The organism is Streptosporangium sp. OZ121, from assembly GCF_051918885.1.
Taxonomy (GTDB): Bacteria; Actinomycetota; Actinomycetes; order Streptosporangiales; family Streptosporangiaceae; genus Streptosporangium.
On sequence record NZ_JBPXMC010000009.1, the window covers coordinates 174426 to 197067 of the forward strand.

Genomic DNA, 22642 nt, shown 5'->3' on the forward strand with positions numbered 1-22642 from the left:
AGCGACAAGCAACGCTTGTCAAGAAGGGAAGGTCTTGTTGGACACCGCACGCCGGTGAGCGATGAAGTGGATCTCATGGATGAGGACACCCGGTCGGGCGAACCGGTCCGAGACACGACCGTCCAAGACACGAACGTCCGAGACAAGACCGCCACCGCCGACGTGACCGGTGCGGCCGAGGGCGATGCGGCGGAGGGCGGCGCGGCGGATCCGCGTCGCTGGCGCGCGCTGGCGGTGCTGGCGACGGTGCAGTTCATGTTCACCGTGGACAGCTCGATCGTGAACGTCGCGCTGCCCTCGCTGCAACGTGACCTGGGCGCCTCGACGGCGGACCTCGCCTGGGTGGTCAACGCCTATGTCGTGACCGCGGGCGGGCTGCTGCTGCTCGGCGGGCGGCTGGCCGACCTGTGGGGCAGGCGCCGCATGTTCCTGCTGGGCACGGCGATCTTCGCGCTGGCGTCACTTGCCAGCGGGCTCGCGGCGAACACCGGCATGCTGGTGGCCAGCAGGTTCGGGCAGGGCCTCGGCGAGGCGCTGGCGGCGCCGGCCGCCCTGTCGATCATCGTGCTGACCTTCCGCGACGGTCGCGAGAAGGCCCGCGCCCTGGCGATCTGGGGAGGGCTGAGCGGGCTGGGCGCCACGGTGGGGGTGTTGTTGTCCGGGGCACTGACCGAACTGGCGGGCTGGCGCTGGATCTTCCTGATCAACCTGCCGGTCGCCGCGGTGGCGTTGCTGCTCGCGCCACGGCTGGTGAAGGCGCGGCCGGGCGGCGGCGGCCGCGGGGTGGACTGGGCGGGGGCGGTACTCGTCACGACCGGCCTGATCGCGCTCATCTCCGCCCTGCTGTCGGCCGGTCAGGCCGGGTGGAGCACCTCGACCACCCTCGTCCCTCTGGCCGCGGGGCTGGCCGCGCTGGCCGCCTTCCTCGTCGTGCAGGCGCGGGCCGCCTCGCCGCTGGTGCCGCCGCGCTTCTTCGCGAGCCGCGTCCGCCTGTCGGCGAACCTGGCGACGGTCACGCTGGCCAGCGGGATGGCGGCGACGATGTTCCTGCTCACCCTGTACATGCAGAACGTGCTCGGCTACCGGCCGCTGGCCACCGGACTGGCCTACCTGCCGTTCTGCGTGGCCTTCCTCGGCGGGCTGATGCTCTCCACCGTGTTGACCGACCGGCTCGGTACCGCGCTCACCAGCGGCGCCGGTCTCGTCCTCAGCGCCGCGGGCATGCTGTACGTGGCGCTGAGGATGTCGGTCGCCGGCGGTTACGCCGTTGACGTGCTGCCCGCCATGGTGATGATCGCCGCGGGGCTGGGGATCGCCTTTCCCGCGCTGCAGAACGCGGCGCTGCACGGGGTGACCGACCAGGACGCCGGACTCGGTTCCGGGGTGCAGACGACCATGCAGCAACTGGGCAGCGCCCTGGGGCTGGCCGTCTTCGCCGCGATCGCGATAGGCCGTACCGGCGTGGCGCTGGAGGCCGGCGGCTCCTCCCCTGCGGCGGCCGTCAGCGGCTACCGGTGGGCCTTCCTGGCCGCGGCGGGCGCTCTGGTCCTGGCCTCCGTGCTGGTGTCGGCGACGGTGTGGCGTACCGGAGCGGATCGTACGGGAAAGCCCGCCGCATGACCGAGGGCGAGGAACTCCGCGGCGGCATGAACGTGGTGCGCCGGTACGGCGACACCGTCCGCCGCCCGGCCTCCGCGGCGTCGCCGGTGATCCACCGGCTGCTGCGGCATGTGCGCGCGCAGGGCTTCGACGGCGCCCCCGAGCCGCTGGGCCTCGACGCCGACGGCGACGAGGTGCTGACCTTCCTGCACGGACAGGTGCACCAGGCGCTCCCCTCCGAGCTGCGCACGCCCGAACTCCTGGACTCGGCGGCCACGCTGCTGCGCCGCTTCCACGACGCGAGTGCCACGTTCGAAACCGGTCCCGGCGACCGGTGGTGGCTGCCCGCGCGTTCGCCCGCCGAGGTCATCTGCCATGGCGACGCCGCGCCGTACAACTGCGTGGTGCGCGAGGGCACGGTCGTGGGCCTCATCGACTTCGACGCCGCGCATCCGGGCCCGCGCGTATGGGACGTGGCGTACGCGGTCTACCGGTTCGCTCCCCTGCACGCGCCGGACAATCCCGACAGCTACGGAAGCCCCGCGGAGCAGGGACGCCGGGCGGCCCGCTTCTGCCACACCTACGGCGTCCCCGCCGACGCCGCGCTCCTCGACATCGTGGCCGACCGGCTGCGCGCCCTCATCGACTTCATGCGCGCCCAGGCGAAACGGGGCGACAAGGCGTTCCAGTCCCACATCGACGGCGGCCACGCCGACCTGTACGAGGCCGACATCCGCTACCTCGCCGCGAACCGCGACCTCCTGCTCAGGGCCTTCGACGAGGAGTGACAGTGCCGCGTCGTCACGCGTCGAGGCGCGCTCCGGTGAGCTTCTCGCTGAGGTCCCACAGCCGGGTCGCGGAGTGCGGGTCGATCGAGTAGGGCATGACGCCGAAGGCGAGGGACTCCCCGGTTCGCACCCGCTCCTCGGCGATGGCGACGGGGTCGTCGCCCTCGGGGACGAGCGGGGCGATGTCGGAGTTCTCGCAGTAGACGCCGCCGAGCCCGTCGAGCTGCGGGCCGGTGGCGCACCACACGCTCGTCGCGGCGCCCTGCTCGGGGCTCTTCTTGTTTCGCAACGGGTCGATGAGCGGTTCGCCGTCCTCCCCGATCATGCCCATCCGCTGGAGGAGTTCCGGGTCGGTGTGCCGTACGAGCGGGGTGAGGATCCTGCCCGGGTGCAGGGAGAACGCCCGCACCCCGCGGTCGCGTCCGCGCCGGTCGAGCTCGACGGCGAAGAGGTTGTTGGCCGTCTTCGACTGCCCGTACGCGCCCATCGGGTCGTAAGGGCGGCGCTCGAAGTGCACGTCGTCCCAGACGATGTCGGACTCGCGGTGCCCCCATGACGAGACCGCGACGACCCTGGCGCCCCCGGCCCGCAGCAGCGCGGGCCAGAGCCGGAGCGTCAGCTGGAAGTGGCCGAGGTGGTTGGTCGCGAACTGGGACTCGTAGCCGCGCGCGTCGCGGGAGAGCGGGCCGGCCATGATCCCGGCGCTGTTGATCAGCATGTGCAGCGGCCGGTCACCGTCGAGGAAGCGGTCGGCGAACGCGTCGACCGACGCGGGATCCTGGAGGTCCATCGGTTCGAGCTGGACGCCGTCGACGCCGGCGAGGGTCTCGGCCGCCTTCTCGCGGTTCCGTACGGGAACGACGACCGACGCTCCCGCCGCGCGCAGCGCGCGGACCGTCTCGACGCCGAGGCCGGAGTAGCCGCCCGTGACGATCGCGGTCCTGCCGGTGAGGTCGACACCGGCGACGATCTCGCCCGCGGTCGTCGCGGGACCGTATCCGGTGCCGAGCGGGATCTGCGGTGTGGGTGCGGGCGCGGTCACGCGATCGCCTCCGAGAGGTCGGGGCCCAGGTGGTCGGGCTCGATGTGGCGCATGGGTTCTCCTACGACGGTCAACAAAACGGAGGATTCTCCGTTTACGTGGGGTCGACGATAACGGAGGATCCTCCACTTAGCAAACGTGCCGTATTCCCTCGGAAGCACCCCGGTTCCCTTGGAAGCACTCCGGTCGGGGACCGGCACCCGCGATCACAGTGTTCCGCCGGCCGCGAGTCGCATGAGGTCGGTGGTGAAGTCGACGTCGTCGGCGCTGCGTTCGGCGCGGGTGGCGTTGCCGCCGAACTGGTGCTGGTAGCCGGTCCATGCGCTGTCGGCGATCGACCTGCCGACGCCACTGCGCAGCAGGAGGACGAGTTCGGTGGCGGCTCGCTGGATCCGGTCGCCGAGCGCGGCCTGCCCCCAGTCCTCGGGTGCGGCGAAGAGGGAGGTGGGCACGGGGAGAGCCCGCATGAAGGCGAACAGGGGCCGGAGGTGCTCGTCGACGACCATGGCGTGCCGGGCCGTGCCCGCGGTGGCGGCGAGGATGACGGGTTTGGCGATGAGCAGGTCGTTGTCGAGGATGTCGGCGAAGGACTTCATCAGCCCGCTGATACCCGCCTTGTACACGGGTGTACTGGCGATGACGGCGTCGGCGGCGGCAAGGCGTTCGAACACCGCCTTGAGGCGCTCGCCGGGAAATCCGGAGACGATCGCCTGGGCGATGTCGACCGCGAGCGGTCCGAGCTCGATGACCCCGACGGTCGCGGGCGTGCCGGATTCACGGAGCAGGTCGAGCACCTTCTGCACCGTGCGGTCCGCGAGAAGGCGGGTGGAGGAGGGTTCGCTCACACCGGCGCTGACGACGACGAGGCGCAGGGGCTCGTCCGGTTCGGATGAATCGTGCGGGTCGAAGGTGTCGGGGCTCATTCGGGGTTCCTTTTCGTTCTCTTCGGGGTGGCGGCGGTCGCCGCCTCGTGCTCGGCGGCTTCGAGGAGCCTGAGGCTGAGGTCGCGGATCATCTCCAGCTGGCCGGGGTCCAGGGCCCGGGTCATCGCCCGGGCCACATGTCGCGCGTGGGCGGTGCCGGCGCGTCGCTGGACCTCCACGCCGGCCGGCGTGAGGCGGATGCGACAGGCACGGGCGTCGTCCGGGTCGTCCTCCCGCTCGACGAGCCCGCGAGCTTCGAGCCGTGCGACGAGCCGGGACATGCCGGGCTGGGAGATCAGCACGTCGGAACCGAGCTCGGTGATCCGCAGCCCGCGTCCCGCGGTGGAGAGCGCGTAGAGCACGCCGTACTCCCGCGGCAGCAGATCACCCCAGTGATCGGCCTCGGTGAACTCGCGGGCGATCGTGGCCTGCGCCCGGAAGAAGGCCTCCCATGCCTCGTTCGCGAGTCGGACGTTGCCCGCCATGGTCACACGACCGACGGGAAGCGTGCCGCCACGGCCGGGTCGCTGTCCTGGTACGGGGACGAGCCGGAGAGGTTGTCGCCGCGGTTCGGGTTCGGGCGCGGCTGCCGCGGCTGGGCGTCGCCGTACTTCTCCGCGACCAGGGTGCTGTGGACGGGGGCGTCGGGCACCCCGGGGGCGCGCCTGCCGGCCATCTCCTTGCGGAGCACCGGGACGACCTCGGTTCCGAGCAACTCGACCTGCTCGAGCGCCATCTCGACGGGCAGCCCCATACCGTCGAGCGCGAAGAGCTGGCGCTGGTAGTCACCGAAGCCCTCCTGGAAAGTGAGGGTCTTGTCGATGACCTCCTGCGGACTGCCGACGCTCAACGGCGTGCGAGCCATGTAGTCATCGAGCGAGCTCCCCCGGAAGACCGGGTACTCCTCGAAGTACGGTCGGAAGGTGTTCACGGCGTCCTGGGAGCGCCGGGCGATGAACGCCTGCCCTCCGAGGCCGACGATCGCCTGTTCCCTCGTGCCATGCCCGTAGTGCTCGAAACGCGCGCGGTAGAAGTCCACGAGCGGTTTGAAGTGCAGGTTCGGCGCCAGGATGTGATTGGCGAAGTATCCGTTGCCGTAGAAGGCGGCCTGCTCGGCGATCTCGGGAGTGCGGATCGAGCCGTGCCAGACGAAGGGCGGCACATCGTCCAGGGGCCGCGGGGTCGAGGTGAAGCCCTGCAACGGCGTGCGGAAGGTGCCCTCCCAGTCCACGACATCCTCCCGCCAGAGCCGGTGCAACAGGTTGTAGTTCTCCAGAGCGAGAGCCACGCCCTGCCGGATGTCCTTTCCGAACCACGGATAGACCGGCACCGTGTTGCCACGTCCCAGCATGAGATCAAGCCGCCCCTTCGCCACGTGCTGGAGCATGGCGTAGTCCTCGGCGATCTTCACCGGGTCGTTCGTGGTCATGAGCGTGACCGAGGTGCTGAGGATGATGCGCTTGGTCAACGCCGCGATGTGCGCCAGCAGGGTGGTGGGCGAGGACGGGACGAAGGGGGGATTGTGGTGCTCGCCGAGCGCGAACACGTCCAGCCCGACCTCGTCGGCCCGCTGCGCGATTCGCACGATGTTGCCGATGCGCTCCGCCTCGCTCTGGGTAAGGCCGGTGACCGGGTCGGGCGCGATGTCACCGACCGTGAAGATTCCAAACTGCATGATGTCCGCCTTTTCAGGTTGTTTCTGGACACCACAACAACATGCCTGCGCATGTATTCCCGCGATGGGAGACCCGCCCCACCCAGGCGCCGTCGACGCCCTTCCAGAGGGTCACGAAGGCGATCGCCGCCAACGCCCGTCCGGGCGGTTCTGACAACGGCGTTGATCAACGTAAGCTGTGGCTCGTCAACGCCCGAGGTTCCGGAACGCTGCGAGGGTGGGTGGATGCGGACGATCCTCTTGCAGACCGAGGTCTCCGACGCCGAACAGGTCGTCATCGAGCTCTCTCCGGGCCGCGAGATCACTTTTGGCCGCGGCTCGGCGGACGCCCCGGTCGACTTCCCTCTTGATCATCCGGGGATATCCCGGCGGGCCGGGATCATACGGGCCATGGAGGATTACTGGCTGCTCACCAATCTCAGCCGTGACTCCACCCTTGTCGTGGAGAATCCCGAGGGGGGCGGGGAGTTCCTCAAGGTGGCTCCGCGCCGGGCGGCCGCGCCCGTACCGTTCGAGTTCGCCCGGGTGGCGCTCCCGGTGGCGGGTGGCGCCTGTTCCTTTCTGGTCTTCGCCTCACAGCACAGCTTCATCGACCTCGACGCGCCCGAGGCGACGGTCGGTGAGCCGACCGTCTCCGGCTTTCCCCTGGACGAGACGGCGAAATACTTCCTCGTGCTGATCGCGCTCTGCGAGCCGCGCCTTCGCGACTGTACGTCCGCGGTCATCCCGACGGTGCCGGAGGTGCTGGAGCGGCTGCACGAGGTCCCCGGCTGCGCGGGACTGACCCGGGCCGCGGTCAACTTCCACGTCGACTATCTCGCACGGACGAAACTGCGCGTCAAGCCGTCGTCCGGTTCGCGCAAGGCCGACTGGCAGCGCGCCGCGCTGGTCTCGGTCGCGCTGCGCTTCGACCTGGTGCGGGAGGAGCACCTGAAATGGCTGAACACGTGATCACGTCCGGCGTCCGGCCCGGTCACGTACGTGGTCACATCTGACGTGCGGACCGGTCACGCAGGTGATCACATTTGACGTGCGGACCGGTCACGCGGGTGATCACGGCTGGTATTCGGCCCGGTGCTTCCGTACCCGTTCGACGAACGGCCGGATGCGTTCGGGAACCCCGTTCTCCCGGCGGACCACATCGTCGGAGGAACGGAACGCCGCGGCTCCCAGCAGGCCGGGATCTCCGGGCACCCCGGCCATCAGGGGCAGCCGCGTGCACAGATAGCGGCCGACGGCGGGAATGGTGTCCTCGGGGGAGAAGGGCGGGGTGGGGACGACGCCGCGGCGGTCGGCGGGCAGGTAGTACTGCAGCACCGACGGCGTCCAGCGCGCGAGGCCGTACTCGTTGTTGGCCACGTCGAACAGCCCCGCGTCGAAGTTGCTCTCCGCCTTCAGGATGCCGGCGACCAGTGCCGGGCTCAGGCCCGGCTCGGCGCACATCGTGCCGGCTTCGACGATCAGCGCGCGGTACTCCGGGGGAATGTCGGAATCGGAGCGCAACCAGCGCCCGAACGGATCGGCCACCGACGAGTCGACCATCCCGGCCCCCGAGACGCCGGCCATCACCAGAAGGGCCGCGGCGATCGCCCCCGCCAGCCGTGTGCCCGTTCGCCGCAGCGGGGCCTTGGTGGTTCCGGCCAGCACCCGTGCCCGGTAGAGCTGGCGGGCCGCGCTGGGCCGGAGCCTCGGATCGGGTGTCAGGCAGTCGGTCACCCAGGAGCGCCAGGCCTCGGGCAGCGAGACGGGAAGCGTCAGGGGCCGCTCGCCCGCCGCGTACTCGGCGGCGGCCACGTAGCGCGCGCGGGCGGTCGGGGCGTTGAAGGGAAGGTGACCGGTGAGCAGCTGGCAGGCCGTCACGCCGAGCGCCCACACATCGGCCGAGGCCCACACGGCGTGTCCGCGTTCGCTCAGGGGCTCGCCCCAGCGCTCCGGAGGCACGTGGTCCACCGACCCCATCGGGGGAAGGTAACCGTGGGTCCCGTCGATCTCGGTGGCCAGGCCGAAGTCGGCGAGACGCACCGAGCCGTCGGCCATCACGAGCACGTTGTTGGGCTTGAGGTCTCCGTGCACCCACCCCTCGGCGTGCATGTGCGCTATGCCCTCGCAGATCTCGGCGATCAGCCTCGGCGCGCCGGGAGCGGGAGCCCCTCCCTGGATCAGGTCGGCCAGCGACCGTTCCGCCAGGTCCATCACCAGGACGCACGCGCCGTCGAGTTCGGGATTTCCCGCGTCGTCGATGACGAGCGTCTCGTGCAACCGGATCAGGCGAGCGTGCCGCAGCCTGCTGTGCAGGCGTATCTCCCGCTGCGTCATGTCCTTGAGGTGTCCCAGCTGCCGCCGGGTGACCGTGCCCGTGGGCAGGAACTTCAACGCCGTGCGTGTCGCGCCCTCCCCGTCTCGTACTCCCAGGTAGACGCTCGCCCAGCTCCCCGTGGAGATGGGCCTGCCGACCCGCCAGTCACCGACGCGGTATCCGCGGGGAACACTGACGGCCCATCCCTCGGTGTCCATCGGTCTCCTGCCCTCCTTGCCGTTTCACGGTCGGGATCGTCAGAGCACGATCCCTCGAACTGTTCGTCGGCTTCACGTCGGGGAAGTCGACGTCCCCGCTCCCGCGACGGTTCCGGGACTCGCGACCGGGCCGATGCCGTTCAGGACGGTGGTGAGCAGATCCTCGACGAAGCCGGGGGGAATCTCCAGGGCGGTCGCCGCGCCACCGCTGAACAGGTGGGGCAGGACCAACTCGTGGCAGGCTCCGATGATCATGGCCGCGGCGGCCTCGGGATTGGCGCCCGGGGCCAGGCGGCCGAGGTCGCGCTCGGCGCGCAGGTACGTGGCCAGGTCCGCGCGCAGTCCCCGGCCGCCCGCCACCGGGTTGGGCAGGTTCGCGAACCGGATGAGGACCTCCGGCCGGCCGAGCAGGCCCGCGAAGGAGGGCAGGATCGCGACGTGCAGCGCCAGCCCCTGGGTGATGTAGGCGCGCAGGTTGTCCTCGACGGTGCCGCTTCCGGCCCTGGTGGGCCGCTCGCCCAGCCCGCGTTCGGCGGTCTGGACGTGAGCGTGCAGGGCGAGCGCGAGCAACTCCTCCTTGCCCTCGAAGTGGTTGTACAGCACACCGTCGGCCACCCGGGCCTCGCGGGCGATGTCGCGTACGGTGAGCCCGGCGGTACCGCGCTGGGCCATGAGGCGTTCGGCGGCGGCGATCAGGTGCTCGCGCAGGCTCCGATCGCCCTCGCCGTCACGCAGGGCCGCTGCTTTTCTCGGGGACATCACATCGCATCGTAGTGACCGCCGGGAGCAAGTGATCACCGGGAGCGGGTGGCGGTCAGGGACAGGTGCCGGTCATGGGCGGGTGGCGGTCAGGGACAGGTGCCGGTCATGGGCGGGTGGCGGTCAGGGACAGGTGCCGGTCATGGGCGGGTGCGGGTCAGGGACGGGTGGCGGTGATCAGCCACGCGGCACCGCGCAGCCGTACGGCGTCGGGCTCCTCGTAGGGCCGCAGCGCCACCGTGAGCGCGTCAAGGGCCCGGGCCGCGGTGTCCTTGTCGACCTGGTCGAGGACGAAGCGGACGGGGCCCCATGCTCCGAGGAAACCGGCCGCGTCGGCGGCGTCCCTGCCCCACACCTGGGGCGCGTCGACCGGTGTGGAGGTCACCTTCTCGAAGCCCGCGCCGGTGAGCACCTCGCGGACACGGTCCGGGTCGGCCAGCGACTCCGGGCCGGGGGCACCGGGCTCGGTCGGGGCGGGGCGCGACGGCAGGTGCTCGGCCATCGCCGCGAAGACGGCGCCCAGGTCGTTGTCGGCCATTCTTCGCAGGGACAGGATGGCCAGGCGCCCGCCCGGTCGCAGCGCGCGGCCGATGTTGGCGAACGCGGCGACCGGATCGGCGAAGAACATGATCCCGAACCGGCTCACCGCCACGTCGAAACCCGAGGCGGGGAAGGGGTGGGTCTGGGCGTCGCCCTCCTCGAAGGTCACGTTGGCGATCCCCTCGCCGGCCGCACTGGCACGCGCCCGCCGCAGCATCGGCGCCGACAGGTCGATCCCGGTGGCCTGTCCGAGCCGCGCCCGCCCGGCGGCCAGCCGCGTCACCTGCCCGTTGCCGCATCCGACGTCGAGCACGCGGTCCCGGTCGCCGATGGCGGCCGCCGCGAGCAGGTGGTCGTTGAACCCGCTGTTCACGGCGTCGTACCGGGCCTGGTGATCGGCCCAGTGGTTCCCTTCGTAGCCGTTCCACGCTTCCGCCTGCTCGGTGTTGACGATGGAAAGCACCGCGTTCCTCCCGTGGGTCTCTCGGGACGTCCCGGACGGCTTCTCGCCGGTTCCGCTCTCGGTGCGGCCGCGACATCCCCGATATGAACACTCGTTCATGAATGCTTGTTCATAATGAGGGCGTGGAACCGTACATGTCAATCGTCATCCGGGCGGGCCGGAGCGGGAGGGGCGCACGCGACCGGGTGGCGGACGTCGTCCACGGGGGCCGGCGTCTGCCTCGGCCCGCCGTACGCCCCCGGGAGTACGGCGGGTTCAGAGATCCAGGACGCGGGTCCGGGGATCCAGGACGCGGGTCCGGGGATTCAGGACGCGGGCTTCTCGTCGGTCCAGCCGGCTTCGAGGACGGTCTGGGAGTGCCATACGGTGCCCGGTTCGAATCCGGCCTGCGGGCCGCCCGGCCGTACGACGACGCTCTCCCTGGCCAGCGCCCTGCCGGTCGCCTCGTCGAAGATCAGGCGGTCCAGCAGGACTCCGCCGGTGTCCTTGGCGTCCGCCTTCGCCCTGACCCGTACCTCGATGGCGACCGCGCTGCCGGTGCGGCCCTCCGCGTCGGTGACGCCGCGGGAGACCTTGATGGTCTTGAGGTCGGCGAGCATCCGGAAGGCGGCGCCGCGCACCTGCGAGGTGACCGGCATGTCGGTGATCAGCCCGATCGAGACGGCGAACAGCCAGGCGTCCGACGACATCGGGTCGTCCGACTCGGTGCCGCTCCCGGTGTACGAGCGCAGCAGCCAGGCCTTGAGGTCGTCGGGGTCGTCGGGCAGGCCGCGCAGGTCCTTCATGGTGACGTTGCGGCCCAGCCAGAACACCTTGTCCCCGTCGACGAGCGGGGTGTGGCTGTCCTTCGCCTCTCCCGGCTCGGTCGACAGGACGTAACCGCCTCTCCGGCCCCCGCCCTTGCCGGGGGCCTCGACCTCGATCTCGGTCGGGGAACCGGCCCGCCGCCAGGCCGCCTCGTCTTCCGGGCTCGCGGGCCGCGCCCCGAGTGACCGCGTCCGGCTCCACTGGTCCCCGCCGGTCGCCGACGGGGTCCAGCCCTCGTTCCGTGTCCGCTCGACGACGGTGTAGTCCCCGTCCGCCGCCTCGGACAGCATCCGGGTCACCGACGCGGTGTGCCAGTAGGCGCCGGTCGTGTCCGGCTGGCGGGCCGCTCCGTGGGCGGCGGCGAGCAGGATGGATCGGCTGGAGAGCTCGACCCGCGAGGCGGAGGGCGCCGGGCTGGAGGACGCCTGGCTGGAGGCCGTCCGGCCCGGATCGGCCTGGGCGGAGGGCGCGTCCGGGACCGTGCCGCCGGTCGCGGAGATCGTGACGGCGACCGCGGTCACGGCCGCGGCGGCTCCGGCGAGACCGAGGCCGAGGCCCCACCCCGGGCGGACGGCCCTGCGCCCGGCCGGCGCCCGCCGGGGCTGTGCCATGGCGCGGGAGAGCTCGGCGGCCCTGGTACGCGGGTCGACCGGGGCGTCCCCCAGGTGCTCGGGGCGTGCGGCCCGCAGCTGATCGATGGGGTTCATGACCACTCCTCGCTGAGGTTCCTCATCCGGGGTCCGGGGTACGCGGCGGTGTCCATCTCCTGCTTGAGCCGTTTACGCGCGCGGTGGAGCCGTACCCGGAAGGCGGTCGGAGAGCAGCCGACGACCCGCGCCGCCTCGCGGGGGGAGAGTCCCTGCCAGGCGGTCAGGATCAGGAGTTCCCGATCGTCCTCCGACAGCCCTGTCAGCGCCTTGAGCACGCTGAGCCGTTCGGCGACCTGCTCGGCGACGTCGTCCTCGGTCCAGGCCCGCAACTCGGCGCTGAGCGCGTCGCGCCGGACCTCCGCCCGGATGTTGTCGCGCAGCACGTTGCGGGCCACCCCGAGGAGCCACGGCAGGGCCGGCTCCGGCACCTCCTCCAGCCTCCGCCAGGCGATCGCGAACGTCTCGCTCACCACCTCGTCCGCCACCTGCCGTCCCGCGCGGCTGACCACGTAGGCCCAGACACGTTGCCGGCACTCGTCGTACATGCTGGTGAACCGCTGCGAGTCGTCCGTCACCGCCCCGCCCCCTTCGTACCGGATGTGTTGTTCTGACACGGGGAAATGGCCGGGGCTCCTCGTTTGTTACCTGCCTTCTTCAAAAAAATGGTACGAACCACTACAAATCCGGAATCATCCCTGCCCGGGACCCGTCTCCTGCCCGGTGACCGCGGGGGCCCGCCCGCGCGTCAGCACCTCGTCCCGGGCGCGGGCAGCACGCGGTCGGTGAGATAGCGGTCGATGTGGGCGCGGGCACAGGGGTTGGAAGCCTGGAGCGTGTGGCCGGGCCCCTCGTGCCGGACGACGACGCTGCCCGGCACCTGCCTGAGCACCCGCCGCACGGCGTCGGACTCGCCCCAGGCGCCCGCGCCGAGCATGGGCGGCAACCCCTTGGGCAGCGGGGCGGGCGGGTTGGTCACCCGTACCGGCCAGCCGACGCAGCCGAGGGTAGCGGTCGCCATCGTGTTCGCGGTGCCCGCGTTGGGCGCGACCTCGCGCAGCCGGGCGATCGTCGCCTCCAGCTCGGCGCGGCCGGCGGGACGGGGCCAATCGACGCACTCGGTGACGCCGGTCGACTGGTCGGGGTAGCGGGCGCCGCGCTCGGGCACGAAGCCGGAGGCGTCGCCGCCGACGGCCGCGCGGATGTCCCGCGCCAGCTTCGGCCACGCCTCGGCGCCCTTCCTGGCGGAGCTCACCGCGAAGGCCTGCAGGTCGCGTCCGTCGTACGCGATGCCGGCCTGCCTGGCGGGAATCGGCGTGCGATCGGCCCCGGCGACCAGCTTGCGCCACTTCGCGGGTACGTCGCGGCACTGTCCGGCGGCGCACCAGTCGAAGAAACGGCCGATGGCCTCCTCGTTGCTCCTGGCCATCGCCTCCAGCTCACCGGCCCAGTCGGCGGTGCTGTGGTTCCACGTGCCGTCGAGCACCATCGTGCGCACCTGGCCGGGGAAGAGCCTGGCGTACGCCTGCCCGTAGAACCCGGCGTAGGAGGCGCCGTAGAAGTTGAGCTTGGCGCCGCCGAGGGCCTTTCTGATCGCCTCCATGTCCCTGGCCTGGTCGGCCGAGCTCATGTTGGCGAAGAACTCGGGATCCCTGTTGCGGCAGGCCTCGGCGTAGCCGCGGTTGGTGTCGGAGAGCCGCCCGAAGTCGGCGTCGTCCTCGGGGAACTCGGGCAGCGGGATGCGCGTCCAGGTGCACGGCAGGCCGGTGCTCAGGCCCCCGGTCTGCTCGCCGTAGCCCCGGGTGTCCCAGGTGACGATGTCCATGCGCTCGCGGAGTTCGGCCCACCGGTTCCCGGACCGGGTGATGGCGATCCCCGGCGCGCCCGGCCCGCCGTAGGCGATCAGGACGGAGCCCTCGGAGGTGCCGGTGGCCTTCAGGCGGCCCAGCTTCAGGGTGATCTCGCGTCCGCCGGCCTGCTGCCAGTTGACGGGTACCCGCAGGTCGGCGCACTCCATCCCGATCTTGTCACCCGGGCAGGTGCTCCAGTCGAGGGAATCGGTCTGTGGTGCCTGCACGCCCGAACCCAGGAGGGTCAGGGCGACGGCGATCGACGTCAGCATGAAGGCCACGATCTCCGAACGGCCACCCCGTCCACATCGGAGCCCGGTCTGATTCCGGAGACTGCGCATCAGACCGGGGGATGTCATCCCGCGACGATCACGCGGCCACTACGCGAGTGCGCGGGCCATGGGACCTCCGGAAGGCGGGCGGACCCGCTATCCGGTCACGCCGAACGCAGGTCGCCGTCGAAGACCTTGTCCAGGAAGCCCTCCAGGTTGAGAGCGGTCCGGGTGATCCGTTCCTCCGTGGTGAGCGTCTCCTCGAACCGCACGCCGGACTCCGCCCGCTTCGTGCCGCGCACGTAGAGGGAGCAGGCCAGGTCGGCGCAGATGTAGGTGCCGACCGTGTTGCCCTGGCGGCCTGCGGCGCCGACCCTGGGCGCGACGAACAGGGCGACCCCGCTGCCGGAGTGGGGGGTCAGGCAGAGCGAGCAGACGGTGCTCTTGGTGAAGCTCCTGCGGACATCCTGCGCGACGCGCAGGGTGACGCCGACGAGCTCGCCCTGCCGCTCGACGACCAGGTAACCCCGGTCGGGGGCGCCGGGATCGCGCCAGCCCAGGAAGTCGAGGTCGGCCCAGGAGAGCTCGGAAAGGTTCCTGGGCAGGTTGAGCCTGCGCGCCTCCCCCTTCGAGCAGTTGACGAAGGATTCGCGTATCTCTCGCTCTCCGACCGGGTTCATGGTTCACCTACCGTCATGACGATCATTGGAAAAGGCCCCTGGAGCCCCGGCTCCGGCCCCCGCGGTCGGCGCCTCCGCCGACCGGTGAGCGGCCAGACCAGGTTAGGCCAGGTCACAGCCCGGTCGGGCTAGGTCACAGCTCGGTCAGGTCCGGCCGGGACGGGTCTCGGCCAGGCCGAGGTGATCCCGGGCCTCCGGCAGCGGCCAGTGTCTCAGTGCGACATCAAGGACGTCGAGGGATTTTTCTCCCAACACCCGGAGGCCGCGCGAGCGCCCGTCGCCGGATGGCGGGCGGATCGGGATCACCCCTCGCGTCACCGGCCTCGAAAGCCGATGATGAACGGGTGTCCGAGTCCTCCTCCGCGCCGCACGCCCCCGACGCGTCCTCCCCCTCCTCCTCGCACACCGCTGACACGACCGCCTCGCACACCATTGGCCCAACCGTCCCGGCCGCCCCCTTCGCCCGGTGGCCCGTCGGCGCGGTCGCGCTGGCCACGCTCGCCGTGCTGCTGGTCGCGAGCCCGCGCTACGGCTATCACCGGGACGAGCTGTACTTCCGGATGCTGGGTGAGCGGCCCGCCCTGGGATACTTCGACACCCCGCCGCTGACCCCGCTGATCGCGCGGGCCTCGGTCGCCGTGTTCGGCGACACCGTGGTCGCCCTGCGCGTCGTTCCCGCCCTGATCGCGTCGCTCGTCGTCGTCCTGGTCGCCCTCCTGGCCCGGGAGCTCGGCGGCGACCGGAGGGCGCAGATCGTCGCCGCGGCGGGAATCGCCACCACGACCCTGCTCCTGATCGGCGGCCATTCCCTGCTCACCCTCGGGGTCGACCTGCCGCTCTGGGTCGCGGCGGCGCTGTTCGCCGTACGGGCGCTGCGGGGCGACGGCCGCTGGTGGCTCGCGCTGGGCGCCGTCGCGGGGGTGGCGACGTACAACCGGCAGCTGATCGTGCTGCTCCTGGTCAGCGTGGGCGTGGGCGTGCTGGCGGCGGGACCGCGCGAGGTGTTGCGGGACCGCAGGCTCTGGCTCGGCGCGCTGCTGGCCCTCGTGATCGCCGCGCCCAACCTGGTCTACCAGGCGACCCACGGCTGGCCGCAGCTGGTGATGGCCGGGGCGCTGGAGGCCGACGAGGGCGCCGACAACCGCCTCGCCTTCGTGCCGCTGCAGTTCCTGCTGCTCGGCCCGCCCCAGGCGGTCGTCCAGGTGGTCGGCGCCGTACGGCTGTGGCGGGAGCCCCGCCTGCGCTGCCTCGCCCTGGCCTACCCGCTGGCCTGCGCGCTGACGCTCTACTCCGGCGGGCGCCCCGACTACGTGGCGGGCCTGCTCGTGCTGCTCTTCGCCGCGGGGTGCGGACCGGTCAGCCGGTGGATGTCGGGTGCGGGACGGCGCGCGCTGGTCGTCGGCGCCCTGGCGGCCAACGCGGTCCTCTCCGTCGTCATCGCGCTGCCGGTGATCCCTCCCCCGGCCCTGGAGGGCACCCTGGTCGCCGGGATCAACGAGGTGGCGCGCGAGTCGATCGGATGGCCGGAGTTCGCCGCGCGGGTCGCGGCGGTGGTCGGCGGGCTGACGCCCCAGGAGCGCGCGCGGACCGTGCTCCTCACCGACAACTACGGCGAGGCCGGGGCGCTGGACCGCTACGGCGGGGAGTACGGCCTGCCCGAGGTCCACAGCGGGCACAACGAGCTCTACTGGCGCGGCCCGCCGTCGCCGGCCGCCCGGATCGCCGTGGTCGTGACCGACTCCCCCGGCGGCTACTCCCGGGTGTTCGCCACCTGCGAGGAACGCGGCAGGATCGACAACGGCGTCGGCCTGTCCAACGAGGAGCAGCACCTGCCCATCCTCGTCTGCCGCGATCCGCTGCGCCCGTGGCAGCTGCTCTGGCCCGGGATGCGGCACCACAGCTGACGTCCCCGCCACCCGCGAGACCCGCGCGGGACGTCCCATGTTGGCGGGGATGTCGATGAGGACGTCTCCCTGGCCGCTCTGGCCGCGGGTCATCGCGGACGCGGCGGGCGTGCGGACCGCGGGCACCGGCTGACGCCTGGATGCCCGTGCACCGGTCGCGTCATTTCCAGTTCTGAAAATGCGCCGAAAATTCAGGACGCATCAGAAAAGCCGGAACGAGAGCGGGAAAAATAATCGCGGATCGCGACCAGGAAACACGGCCGGTGTCGAGCGCGTCACGCGAGAACCACTTCTGGATCGCCACTCCTGTCAGGTCGCGTTGTTAAAGCGTTTTCGGATGCTCGCAAATCCCGGGCTTCGAATTCCATGCCGCCGCGCCGTTCCCAATTCGGCGTCGAGCGGATTTGATGGGGCCACCACCGATCCGCAGCACGGAGGCAGGCATGTCGACGCCACAGATCCCCACCACCGAGGACGCCCTTGCCGTGGTCCGGCGAGACCTTCCGGCTGACCGGACGCTCAATCTTGGACCGCTCCAGATCAACGTCCGGCACAGCGTCCTGGCGGGTCTCGACGAGGCGGGGGTGACGGAGAAGCTCGTGAGCATCCACAGGGCCGTCGGCCAGGACTCCGGCCTGGTCGGGAATCTGACGGATCCGCAGCTCCGCCACTGGCTGCTGTACGCGGCCAACCTGCTGGCGGTGAACCAGACGGGCGCCCCCGGCTTCAATGTCAAGGAGGCGTTGGCCTGGCTGGTGAACAACGTCACCACGGTGCGGCCTCGGATGCCTCTCTCCGACCGCGACGGTTTCGAACTCCAGGTGCTCGGCCGCACCGGATGGCTGAAGGCGGCCCTGGGCGCGAAGGTGCCGCGCCTCCCGGAGGAGGCGCGGCAACGGGCCGCCGCCTGCTACGGCGCCCCGCCTCCCGGGGCGCCGGGTGAACGACCCCCGCTCGACCGGGCGCTTCTCCTCAAGGAGTTGCTCCCGCGACTGCAGGAATTTCTCATCAGGGAGGTCGCGATATGGCGCAGGCCGCCCGGGGTGGAGCGCGCGTTCCAGAAGATGTCCGACTTCGAGATGATCGCGCAGCTCGCCCAGTCCGTGGCCTGGGAGATGCTGCAACCGTACGCGGCGGCCAGGGAGGACAACCCGTTCGTGACGGGCTTCGACTATTTCAAGAACATATACGACAAGACCACGGCCGTACCGACCGAGAACGACCTGGTGAGGCACCTGATGACCCGCGCCTTCCAGGTGGGCGGGCAGGGCGCACCGGGAAAAACGGTTTTCGACGCGGCCGGATACGACAGCACCCGGAGCGCGGACAACGTATTCCTCTTCGAAGCGCTCGGTAAATGGATGAACGAGGAGAAGGGCGCGAAGCGGCTCACGCTTTTCTACGCCCAGCACATCGGCTCCAACTCCCATGGGGACAAGGGCGGCGGCATCGGCCTGGTCACCGAGTTCAGGCCCGACCAGCCGCAGTCACGGTCCCGCTGGGAGGTGATCGAGACGATCGTCCACGAGATGACGCACTCCCTCATCCATCCGCGTCTGACCGCGAAGATGAAGGGCACGAACAGGCCGCTGGTGATCTCGGAGGGGTTCGTCGAGGTGGTCACCAGGGAGATCTACAACTGGATGGTCGACCACGGGGGCGAGAAGTCCACGAGGAGGCTCATGGTCGGCGTGGAGGGCGCCCTGGTGCCTCCGATCAAAAAGAAGGATCTCGGCTACGGGGCGGATGGGCGGTACGCGGACCAGATCTTCCAGATCGTCGGCCGGGAGAGGTTCCTCACCGCCTTCCTGACCGGAGACGTCGAGCTGGTCGCCCTGCCCGCCTGAACCGGCACCCGGGGCCCTGGTCTTCCGGTCTTCCGGTCTTCCGGTCTTCGGGCGCCGGGCGCCGGGGGCCGGGGGCCGGGCGCCGGGGGCCGGGGGCCGGGCGCCGGAAGACCAGGACCCGGTCTGCGAAGGGGCCGGCGGCCACGGGCCTGCGCGGCCTCGGATCTCCTCGCGGAAAGCGGCCTCAGATCTCCTTGAGGAAACCGGCGTCGACGGCGAAGTCGGCGCCGGTGGTGCTCGCCGAGCGCGGCGAGACGAGCAGGGCGATCACGTCGGCGACCTCCTGCGGCTCGACGAGGCGGCCGGTGGTCAGCTTCATCATCTCCACCGCGACACTGTTCATCACGGTGTCACGGTCGGTTCCCGCCTGCGCGGCGATGATGTCGGCCGCGCCGCCCTCCTCGGTCCACCACGCCGTCCGCACGGGCCCCGGCGACACGGTGTTCACCCGGATGCCCTGCGGCGCGAACTCCTCCGACAGCGCCTTGGTGAGATTGTTCAGGCCCGCCTTGGCCGCGTTGTAGTCGACGTTCATGGGGGCGGGCAGCCGGGCGCCGCCCGAGGACACGTTGACGATCGAGCCTCCGCCCCGCTGGAGCATCACCGGGACGGCGGCACGGACGGCCCGTACGACCGAGAACAGGTTGAACTCGAACATCGCCCGCCAGTCGTCGTCGGTGGGGGCGAGGAACGAGAAGCGCGGCAGGGCCGCACCGGGCGGCGGGCCGCCGGCGTTGTTCACCAGGATGTCCAGCCCGCCGAACACCTCCACGGCCCGCGCCACGATCCGGCCCGGAGCCTCGGGGTCGGTCAGGTCGGCCGGTACGTGGAGAAGATCCGCGCCGTCGAGCGCCTCCAGCTCAGGGCTGCTCTTGCGCGAGGCGGCGACCACGCGGGCCCCCTCGCCGAGCAGGGTACGGGTGACGGCCAGGCCGATGCCCTTGGAGGCGCCGGTGACGACCGCGACACGGCCGGAAAGCTGCAGGTCCATGGAATGCCCTCTCGTCATCGGGCCCCGTACGGCGGCAGGGACCCTTCACGCGAGCAAAGCTATGGCGGGCACGCGGCCCCGGGCTGGCAGCATTCGGACCGGCAATTCACGCTGGATTCGGACCGGTGATCCATGCCGGACCCGAACCTCTTCATCCGGCGTGAGCGCTCCGGCGGCCGTCCGGGCGCTCGCGTCCCCGGACGGAGGGAGCCCGGAGCGGGCAGGCAAGGTCGGACTTGTAGGCATGAACGACCACAAAGCACTACGATCAGACATGTGTCCCACCAGAGCGCGTGCCACTGCCTGCTGTGCGTCGAGCAGGAGGTAGAACTCGACGAGGCCGACCTCAGGACGATGCGAAGTGTCCGGGATCGCGGGTGGGCGGTCGTGATGGTCCCGGAGGACGAGGACGGGCCGGGCTGGGCGTTCACCGTCGGGCTGTGGCACACGCTCCGCTCCCCCGAGGTGGCCATGTTCGGTCTCCGCGTGGAGGTGATGGGCAACTGCCTCGACACCCTGGCCGGCGAGATCGCCGCCGGGCGTCACCTGGCCGAGGCCCGGGAGCGGGACGACGTGATCAGGGACTACCCGGTCGTCGCGAGAACGGTGGACACGAGCTGGTACCGGTCGCTGTTCGGCACGGCGCTGCACTTCTACCAGCGGCCCCCGCTGTCCTTCATGGAGGTCGTCTGGCCGGACGCCGCGGGCCGCTTCCCCTGGAACGACGGCTGCGCCCCGCGACTCCGCGAGCTCCAGCCCGCGCTGTGGATCCCGAGGGACGACCACGCCCCGGGCCCCTGGACCAAACTTCCCTGACGAACCCGGGCCCGCGACCGGAGACCCGGCCGGGGTGGCCACATGCCACCGGCGACCGGGACGGCGACAGACCGCCTGCGGCAGGAGACCCGGCCGAGGCGGCCGCACACCACCCGCGACCGGAGACACGCCACCGGCACCGGCCGAACCGCCGGAGATCGCGACGGGCACCGGCTCCGGCATTGCGGCGAACCGAAAACCAGATAACCGGCTAAATAACCCGACTCACCTGTTTTATGCCGTTTTCTGGTGACTCAGGGCCTTATTTCAGGAGTCGCCCGCATAAAGCCCATGGCCATTTCCTCACGGCGCTTCCTGCCCCTTCCCCGGGGACGAAGGAGGCGACCTCGGGGAAGGGCCAGGGAACGGCCTTGAGAACCTCCCCTCGGCGGGGCCGTCGCGGCTCGCGCACCTCGCCCGGCCCCGGCCCGCGGGGCTTCCCCGCCCGCGGGGCTTCCCCGCCCGCGCGGCGTCGGGCGCCCATATCGGCGACCTCCGGCGCGTTCACCCGACCCCCCACTCGGCGACCTGTAGTTTTTGTACAATTGTCGACTGTGCTTTACCGACGGGGGAGGAATTCCGTGCCGAGGGCGACGTTTCGAGAACGCCTGCGTTACTGGTTCGACAACACCATGTCCCGGGGCACGCCCGCGCTGATCGGATGGCTCGCCCTCGTCTCTCTCGGCCTCATCCTGCTGGTCACGGCGCTGAGCCTGTGGCTGACCCCGCACGAGGCCGCGAAGAACCACGGCGCCCCGGGCATGCTGTGGATGACGCTGATGCGCGCGCTGAGCCCGGGGAAGGTGGCCAGCGACACCGGCAGCGCGCCGTTCGTCGCCCTGATGTTCGTCGCGTCGCTGGGCGGGCTCTTCATCGTCAGCGCCCTGGTCGGCATCCTCTCCAACGACCTCAAGAGCAGGTTCGAGGAGCTGCGCAAGGGCAGGTCCCGGATCATCGAGAGCGGCCACATCGTGATCCTGGGCTGGTCGGAGCAGGTCTTCACGATCGTCAGCGAGCTGGCCCAGGCCCACGCGAGCGACCGCAGGTCGGTCATCACGATCCTCGCCGACAAGGACAAGATCGCCATGGAGGACGAGATCCGGCAGTTCGCGGGCGAGACCGGCAGGACCAGGCTGGTCTGCCGGACCGGGCGGCCCACCGAGCCGACCGACCTCGACCTGATGAACCTCGCCGGGGCCCGCTCGGTGGTCGTCCTCTCCCCGCAGGGCGAGGACCCCGACGCGCACGTCATCAAGACGCTGCTCGCCCTGGCCAAACGGCCCGGCAGCCACCCGCCGGTGGTGGCCGCCATCGCCGAGAGCTCCAACATGGCCGCCGCGCGTCTCGCGGGCGGCCCCGACGTCCACCTCGTCGACTCCGACGACACCGCCTCCCGGCTCATCGTGCAGTCGTCGCGGCAGTCGGGCATGTCCGTGGTCTGCATGGACCTGCTCGACTTCGGCGACGGGGAGATCTACCTGCGCTCCGACCCCGACTTCACCGGCATGACGTACGGCGAGGTGCTCCCGGCGTACCAGACCGCCACGGTGATCGGGCTGCGCCAGGCCGGGACGGTCACGCTGAACCCGCCCATGAGCACCGTGATCTCCGACTCCGACGAGATCATCGTGATCGCCAACGACGACTCGATGATCCACCTGGCCGCCGGCATGCCCTCGGCCCGCGAGGAGTCGATCGTCCTGGTCGAGCACACCAGACCTGGCCCCGAGCGCACCCTGGTCCTCAACTGGAACGGCCGGGGCCGCCGAGTCGTCCGCTATCTCGACGGCTACGTCGCGCCGGGTTCGGTCCTGGACATCGCCTCCGACCACCCCGACGCGGCGACCGGTTTCATGGGGCTGAGCAACCTCACGGTCAACGTCAAGGAGTGCGACACCTCCGACCGCTACGCGCTGGAGTCGCTCGGCCTGGGCCTGTACCAGCACGTGATCGTGCTCTCCGACGACCGCTACAGCCCCGGCCACGCCGACACGCGCACCCTGACGACCCTGCTCCAGCTGCGCGACATGCAGTCCTCGCTCGGCGAGCGCTACTCCATCGTCAGCGAGATGCACGACGAGAACAACCGGAGCCTGGCCGAGGTCACCAAGGCCGACGACATCGTGATCAGTGACACGGTGATCGGCCTGCTGCTTGCCCAGCTCGCCGAGAACCGGCACCTGGCCGAGGTGTTCGGCCAGCTCTTCGACTCGGGGGGCTCGGAGGTCTACCCGCGCCCGGCGGAGCGGTACGTCCGCCCCGGGGCGCCGGTCGACTTCGCCTCGGTGATCGAGTCGGCCCGGCGCCGCGGCGAGACCGCGATCGGCTACCGCCTGGCGGAACGCGTGAACGAGGCCCCGCACTTCGGCGTCGTCCTCAATCCGGACAAGTCGCGACCGCTGCGCCTCGGCCCCGGCGACTCGGTGATCGTCCTGGCCGAGCGCTGACCCGCCGGGGCGGGGCCCTGCCGGGTCAGGCAGTGATCATGAAAGCGAGCCCGAGCAGCACTACGACGGGGATCACCC

The 22642-nt window shown here is 71.0% G+C and carries 20 protein-coding genes; 7 read left to right on the forward strand and 13 right to left on the reverse strand.

Annotation, left to right across the window (positions count from 1 at the left end; all coding sequences use genetic code 11):
* The first annotated feature begins 75 nt into the window (after positions 1-75).
* Both ACTOQ1_RS18880 and ACTOQ1_RS18885 read left to right on the forward strand, forming a co-directional pair.
* Entirely contained in the window at positions 76-1620 is a 1545-nt protein-coding gene (locus tag ACTOQ1_RS18880) for an MFS transporter (protein ID WP_440068806.1), read from the forward strand.
* Positions 1617-2387 (forward strand): phosphotransferase, encoded by a 771-nt coding sequence (locus ACTOQ1_RS18885; RefSeq protein WP_440068808.1) that lies wholly within the window; start codon positions 1617-1619, stop codon positions 2385-2387. The genes ACTOQ1_RS18880 and ACTOQ1_RS18885 overlap by 4 nt, the downstream gene beginning before the upstream one ends.
* 13 nt (positions 2388-2400) lie before the next feature.
* Here ACTOQ1_RS18885 and ACTOQ1_RS18890 read toward each other — a convergent pair whose 3' ends face one another.
* From ACTOQ1_RS18890 to ACTOQ1_RS18905, 4 genes are all read right to left on the reverse strand, one after another.
* Positions 2401-3429, reverse strand: a complete 1029-nt coding sequence (locus ACTOQ1_RS18890; RefSeq protein WP_440068810.1) for an oxidoreductase — start codon at positions 3427-3429, stop codon at positions 2401-2403.
* A gap of 206 nt (positions 3430-3635) precedes the next feature.
* Entirely contained in the window at positions 3636-4352 is a 717-nt protein-coding gene (locus tag ACTOQ1_RS18895; protein ID WP_440068812.1) for a CE1759 family FMN reductase, read from the reverse strand.
* The gene (locus ACTOQ1_RS18900) at positions 4349-4837 is read right to left on the reverse strand and encodes a MarR family winged helix-turn-helix transcriptional regulator (RefSeq protein WP_440068814.1); all 489 of its coding nucleotides are present in this window, start codon (positions 4835-4837) and stop codon (positions 4349-4351) included. Before ACTOQ1_RS18900 ends, ACTOQ1_RS18895 begins: the two co-directional genes overlap by 4 nt.
* A gap of 2 nt (positions 4838-4839) precedes the next feature.
* A complete protein-coding gene (locus tag ACTOQ1_RS18905) occupies positions 4840-6027 on the reverse strand; it encodes a CE1758 family FMN-dependent luciferase-like monooxygenase (protein WP_440068816.1) in 1188 nt (395 codons plus the stop codon).
* Positions 6028-6252: 225 nt separating this feature from the next.
* On the opposite strand from ACTOQ1_RS18905, the gene ACTOQ1_RS18910 reads away from it, so the two are divergent.
* Positions 6253-6978, forward strand: coding sequence for a hypothetical protein (locus tag ACTOQ1_RS18910; RefSeq protein ID WP_440068818.1), 726 nt, complete (start codon positions 6253-6255; stop codon positions 6976-6978).
* Between the two features lie 102 nt (positions 6979-7080).
* Here the strand turns inward: ACTOQ1_RS18910 and ACTOQ1_RS18915 are convergent, their stop codons facing one another.
* From ACTOQ1_RS18915 to ACTOQ1_RS18945, 7 genes are all read right to left on the reverse strand, one after another.
* Positions 7081-8541, reverse strand: a complete 1461-nt coding sequence (locus ACTOQ1_RS18915) for a serine/threonine-protein kinase (protein WP_440068819.1) — start codon at positions 8539-8541, stop codon at positions 7081-7083.
* Positions 8542-8613: 72 nt separating this feature from the next.
* Positions 8614-9300: a TetR/AcrR family transcriptional regulator gene (locus ACTOQ1_RS18920; RefSeq protein WP_440068821.1), complete on the reverse strand. Its 687-nt coding sequence runs from the start codon at positions 9298-9300 to the stop codon at positions 8614-8616.
* A gap of 157 nt (positions 9301-9457) precedes the next feature.
* On the reverse strand, positions 9458-10303 hold the full coding sequence (locus tag ACTOQ1_RS18925; RefSeq protein WP_440068823.1) for a class I SAM-dependent methyltransferase: 846 nt from the start codon (positions 10301-10303) through the stop codon (positions 9458-9460).
* Between the two features lie 305 nt (positions 10304-10608).
* Positions 10609-11817: a CU044_5270 family protein gene (locus tag ACTOQ1_RS18930; RefSeq protein WP_440068825.1), complete on the reverse strand. Its 1209-nt coding sequence runs from the start codon at positions 11815-11817 to the stop codon at positions 10609-10611.
* Positions 11814-12335 carry an RNA polymerase sigma factor gene (locus ACTOQ1_RS18935; protein WP_440068826.1) on the reverse strand — a complete coding sequence of 174 codons (522 nt, stop codon included), beginning with the start codon at positions 12333-12335 and terminating at the stop codon, positions 11814-11816. The genes ACTOQ1_RS18930 and ACTOQ1_RS18935 overlap by 4 nt, the downstream gene beginning before the upstream one ends.
* Before the next feature lie 170 nt (positions 12336-12505).
* Positions 12506-13879: an alpha/beta fold hydrolase gene (locus ACTOQ1_RS18940; RefSeq protein ID WP_440068828.1), complete on the reverse strand. Its 1374-nt coding sequence runs from the start codon at positions 13877-13879 to the stop codon at positions 12506-12508.
* Between the two features lie 164 nt (positions 13880-14043).
* Positions 14044-14559 (reverse strand): FBP domain-containing protein, encoded by a 516-nt coding sequence (locus ACTOQ1_RS18945; protein ID WP_440068830.1) that lies wholly within the window; start codon positions 14557-14559, stop codon positions 14044-14046.
* Between the two features lie 344 nt (positions 14560-14903).
* Between ACTOQ1_RS18945 and ACTOQ1_RS18950 the strand changes: the two genes are divergently transcribed.
* Positions 14904-16463 (forward strand): glycosyltransferase family 39 protein, encoded by a 1560-nt coding sequence (locus tag ACTOQ1_RS18950; protein ID WP_440068832.1) that lies wholly within the window; start codon positions 14904-14906, stop codon positions 16461-16463.
* Positions 16464-16623: 160 nt separating this feature from the next.
* On the opposite strand, the gene ACTOQ1_RS18955 is transcribed toward ACTOQ1_RS18950, so the two are convergent.
* On the reverse strand, positions 16624-16767 hold the full coding sequence (locus ACTOQ1_RS18955) for a hypothetical protein (RefSeq protein WP_440068834.1): 144 nt from the start codon (positions 16765-16767) through the stop codon (positions 16624-16626).
* A 139-nt stretch (positions 16768-16906) separates the two neighbouring features.
* Here ACTOQ1_RS18955 and ACTOQ1_RS18960 point away from each other — a divergent pair, with 139 nt between their 5' ends.
* On the forward strand, positions 16907-18310 hold the full coding sequence (locus ACTOQ1_RS18960) for a hypothetical protein (protein WP_440068835.1): 1404 nt from the start codon (positions 16907-16909) through the stop codon (positions 18308-18310).
* A 184-nt stretch (positions 18311-18494) separates the two neighbouring features.
* Here the strand turns inward: ACTOQ1_RS18960 and ACTOQ1_RS18965 are convergent, their stop codons facing one another.
* On the reverse strand, positions 18495-19301 hold the full coding sequence (locus tag ACTOQ1_RS18965) for an SDR family NAD(P)-dependent oxidoreductase (protein ID WP_440068837.1): 807 nt from the start codon (positions 19299-19301) through the stop codon (positions 18495-18497).
* Positions 19302-19577: 276 nt separating this feature from the next.
* On the opposite strand from ACTOQ1_RS18965, the gene ACTOQ1_RS18970 reads away from it, so the two are divergent.
* Together ACTOQ1_RS18970 and ACTOQ1_RS18975 are read left to right on the forward strand one after the other, a co-directional pair.
* Entirely contained in the window at positions 19578-20117 is a 540-nt protein-coding gene (locus ACTOQ1_RS18970; protein ID WP_440068839.1) for a DUF4262 domain-containing protein, read from the forward strand.
* Positions 20118-20698: 581 nt separating this feature from the next.
* Entirely contained in the window at positions 20699-22564 is a 1866-nt protein-coding gene (locus tag ACTOQ1_RS18975) for a CASTOR/POLLUX-related putative ion channel (RefSeq protein ID WP_440068840.1), read from the forward strand.
* Positions 22565-22642 lie beyond the last annotated feature (78 nt).

Excerpts from the sequence above, each read along its gene's own strand:
- ACTOQ1_RS18880 (WP_440068806.1), top strand. The coding sequence starts at position 76 with ATGGATGAGGACACCCGGTCGGGCGAACCGGTCCGAGACACGACCGTC.
- ACTOQ1_RS18885 (WP_440068808.1), top strand. The coding sequence starts at position 1,617 with ATGACCGAGGGCGAGGAACTCCGCGGCGGCATGAACGTGGTGCGCCGG.
- ACTOQ1_RS18895 (WP_440068812.1), bottom strand. The coding sequence starts at position 4,352 with ATGAGCCCCGACACCTTCGACCCGCACGATTCATCCGAACCGGACGAG.
- ACTOQ1_RS18900 (WP_440068814.1), bottom strand. The coding sequence starts at position 4,837 with ATGGCGGGCAACGTCCGACTCGCGAACGAGGCATGGGAGGCCTTCTTC.
- ACTOQ1_RS18905 (WP_440068816.1), bottom strand. The coding sequence starts at position 6,027 with ATGCAGTTTGGAATCTTCACGGTCGGTGACATCGCGCCCGACCCGGTC.
- ACTOQ1_RS18910 (WP_440068818.1), top strand. The coding sequence starts at position 6,253 with ATGCGGACGATCCTCTTGCAGACCGAGGTCTCCGACGCCGAACAGGTC.
- ACTOQ1_RS18915 (WP_440068819.1), bottom strand. The coding sequence starts at position 8,541 with ATGGACACCGAGGGATGGGCCGTCAGTGTTCCCCGCGGATACCGCGTC.
- ACTOQ1_RS18920 (WP_440068821.1), bottom strand. The coding sequence starts at position 9,300 with ATGTCCCCGAGAAAAGCAGCGGCCCTGCGTGACGGCGAGGGCGATCGG.
- ACTOQ1_RS18930 (WP_440068825.1), bottom strand. The coding sequence starts at position 11,817 with ATGAACCCCATCGATCAGCTGCGGGCCGCACGCCCCGAGCACCTGGGG.
- ACTOQ1_RS18940 (WP_440068828.1), bottom strand. The coding sequence starts at position 13,879 with ATGCTGACGTCGATCGCCGTCGCCCTGACCCTCCTGGGTTCGGGCGTG.
- ACTOQ1_RS18945 (WP_440068830.1), bottom strand. The coding sequence starts at position 14,559 with ATGAACCCGGTCGGAGAGCGAGAGATACGCGAATCCTTCGTCAACTGC.
- ACTOQ1_RS18960 (WP_440068835.1), top strand. The coding sequence starts at position 16,907 with ATGTCGACGCCACAGATCCCCACCACCGAGGACGCCCTTGCCGTGGTC.
- ACTOQ1_RS18965 (WP_440068837.1), bottom strand. The coding sequence starts at position 19,301 with ATGGACCTGCAGCTTTCCGGCCGTGTCGCGGTCGTCACCGGCGCCTCC.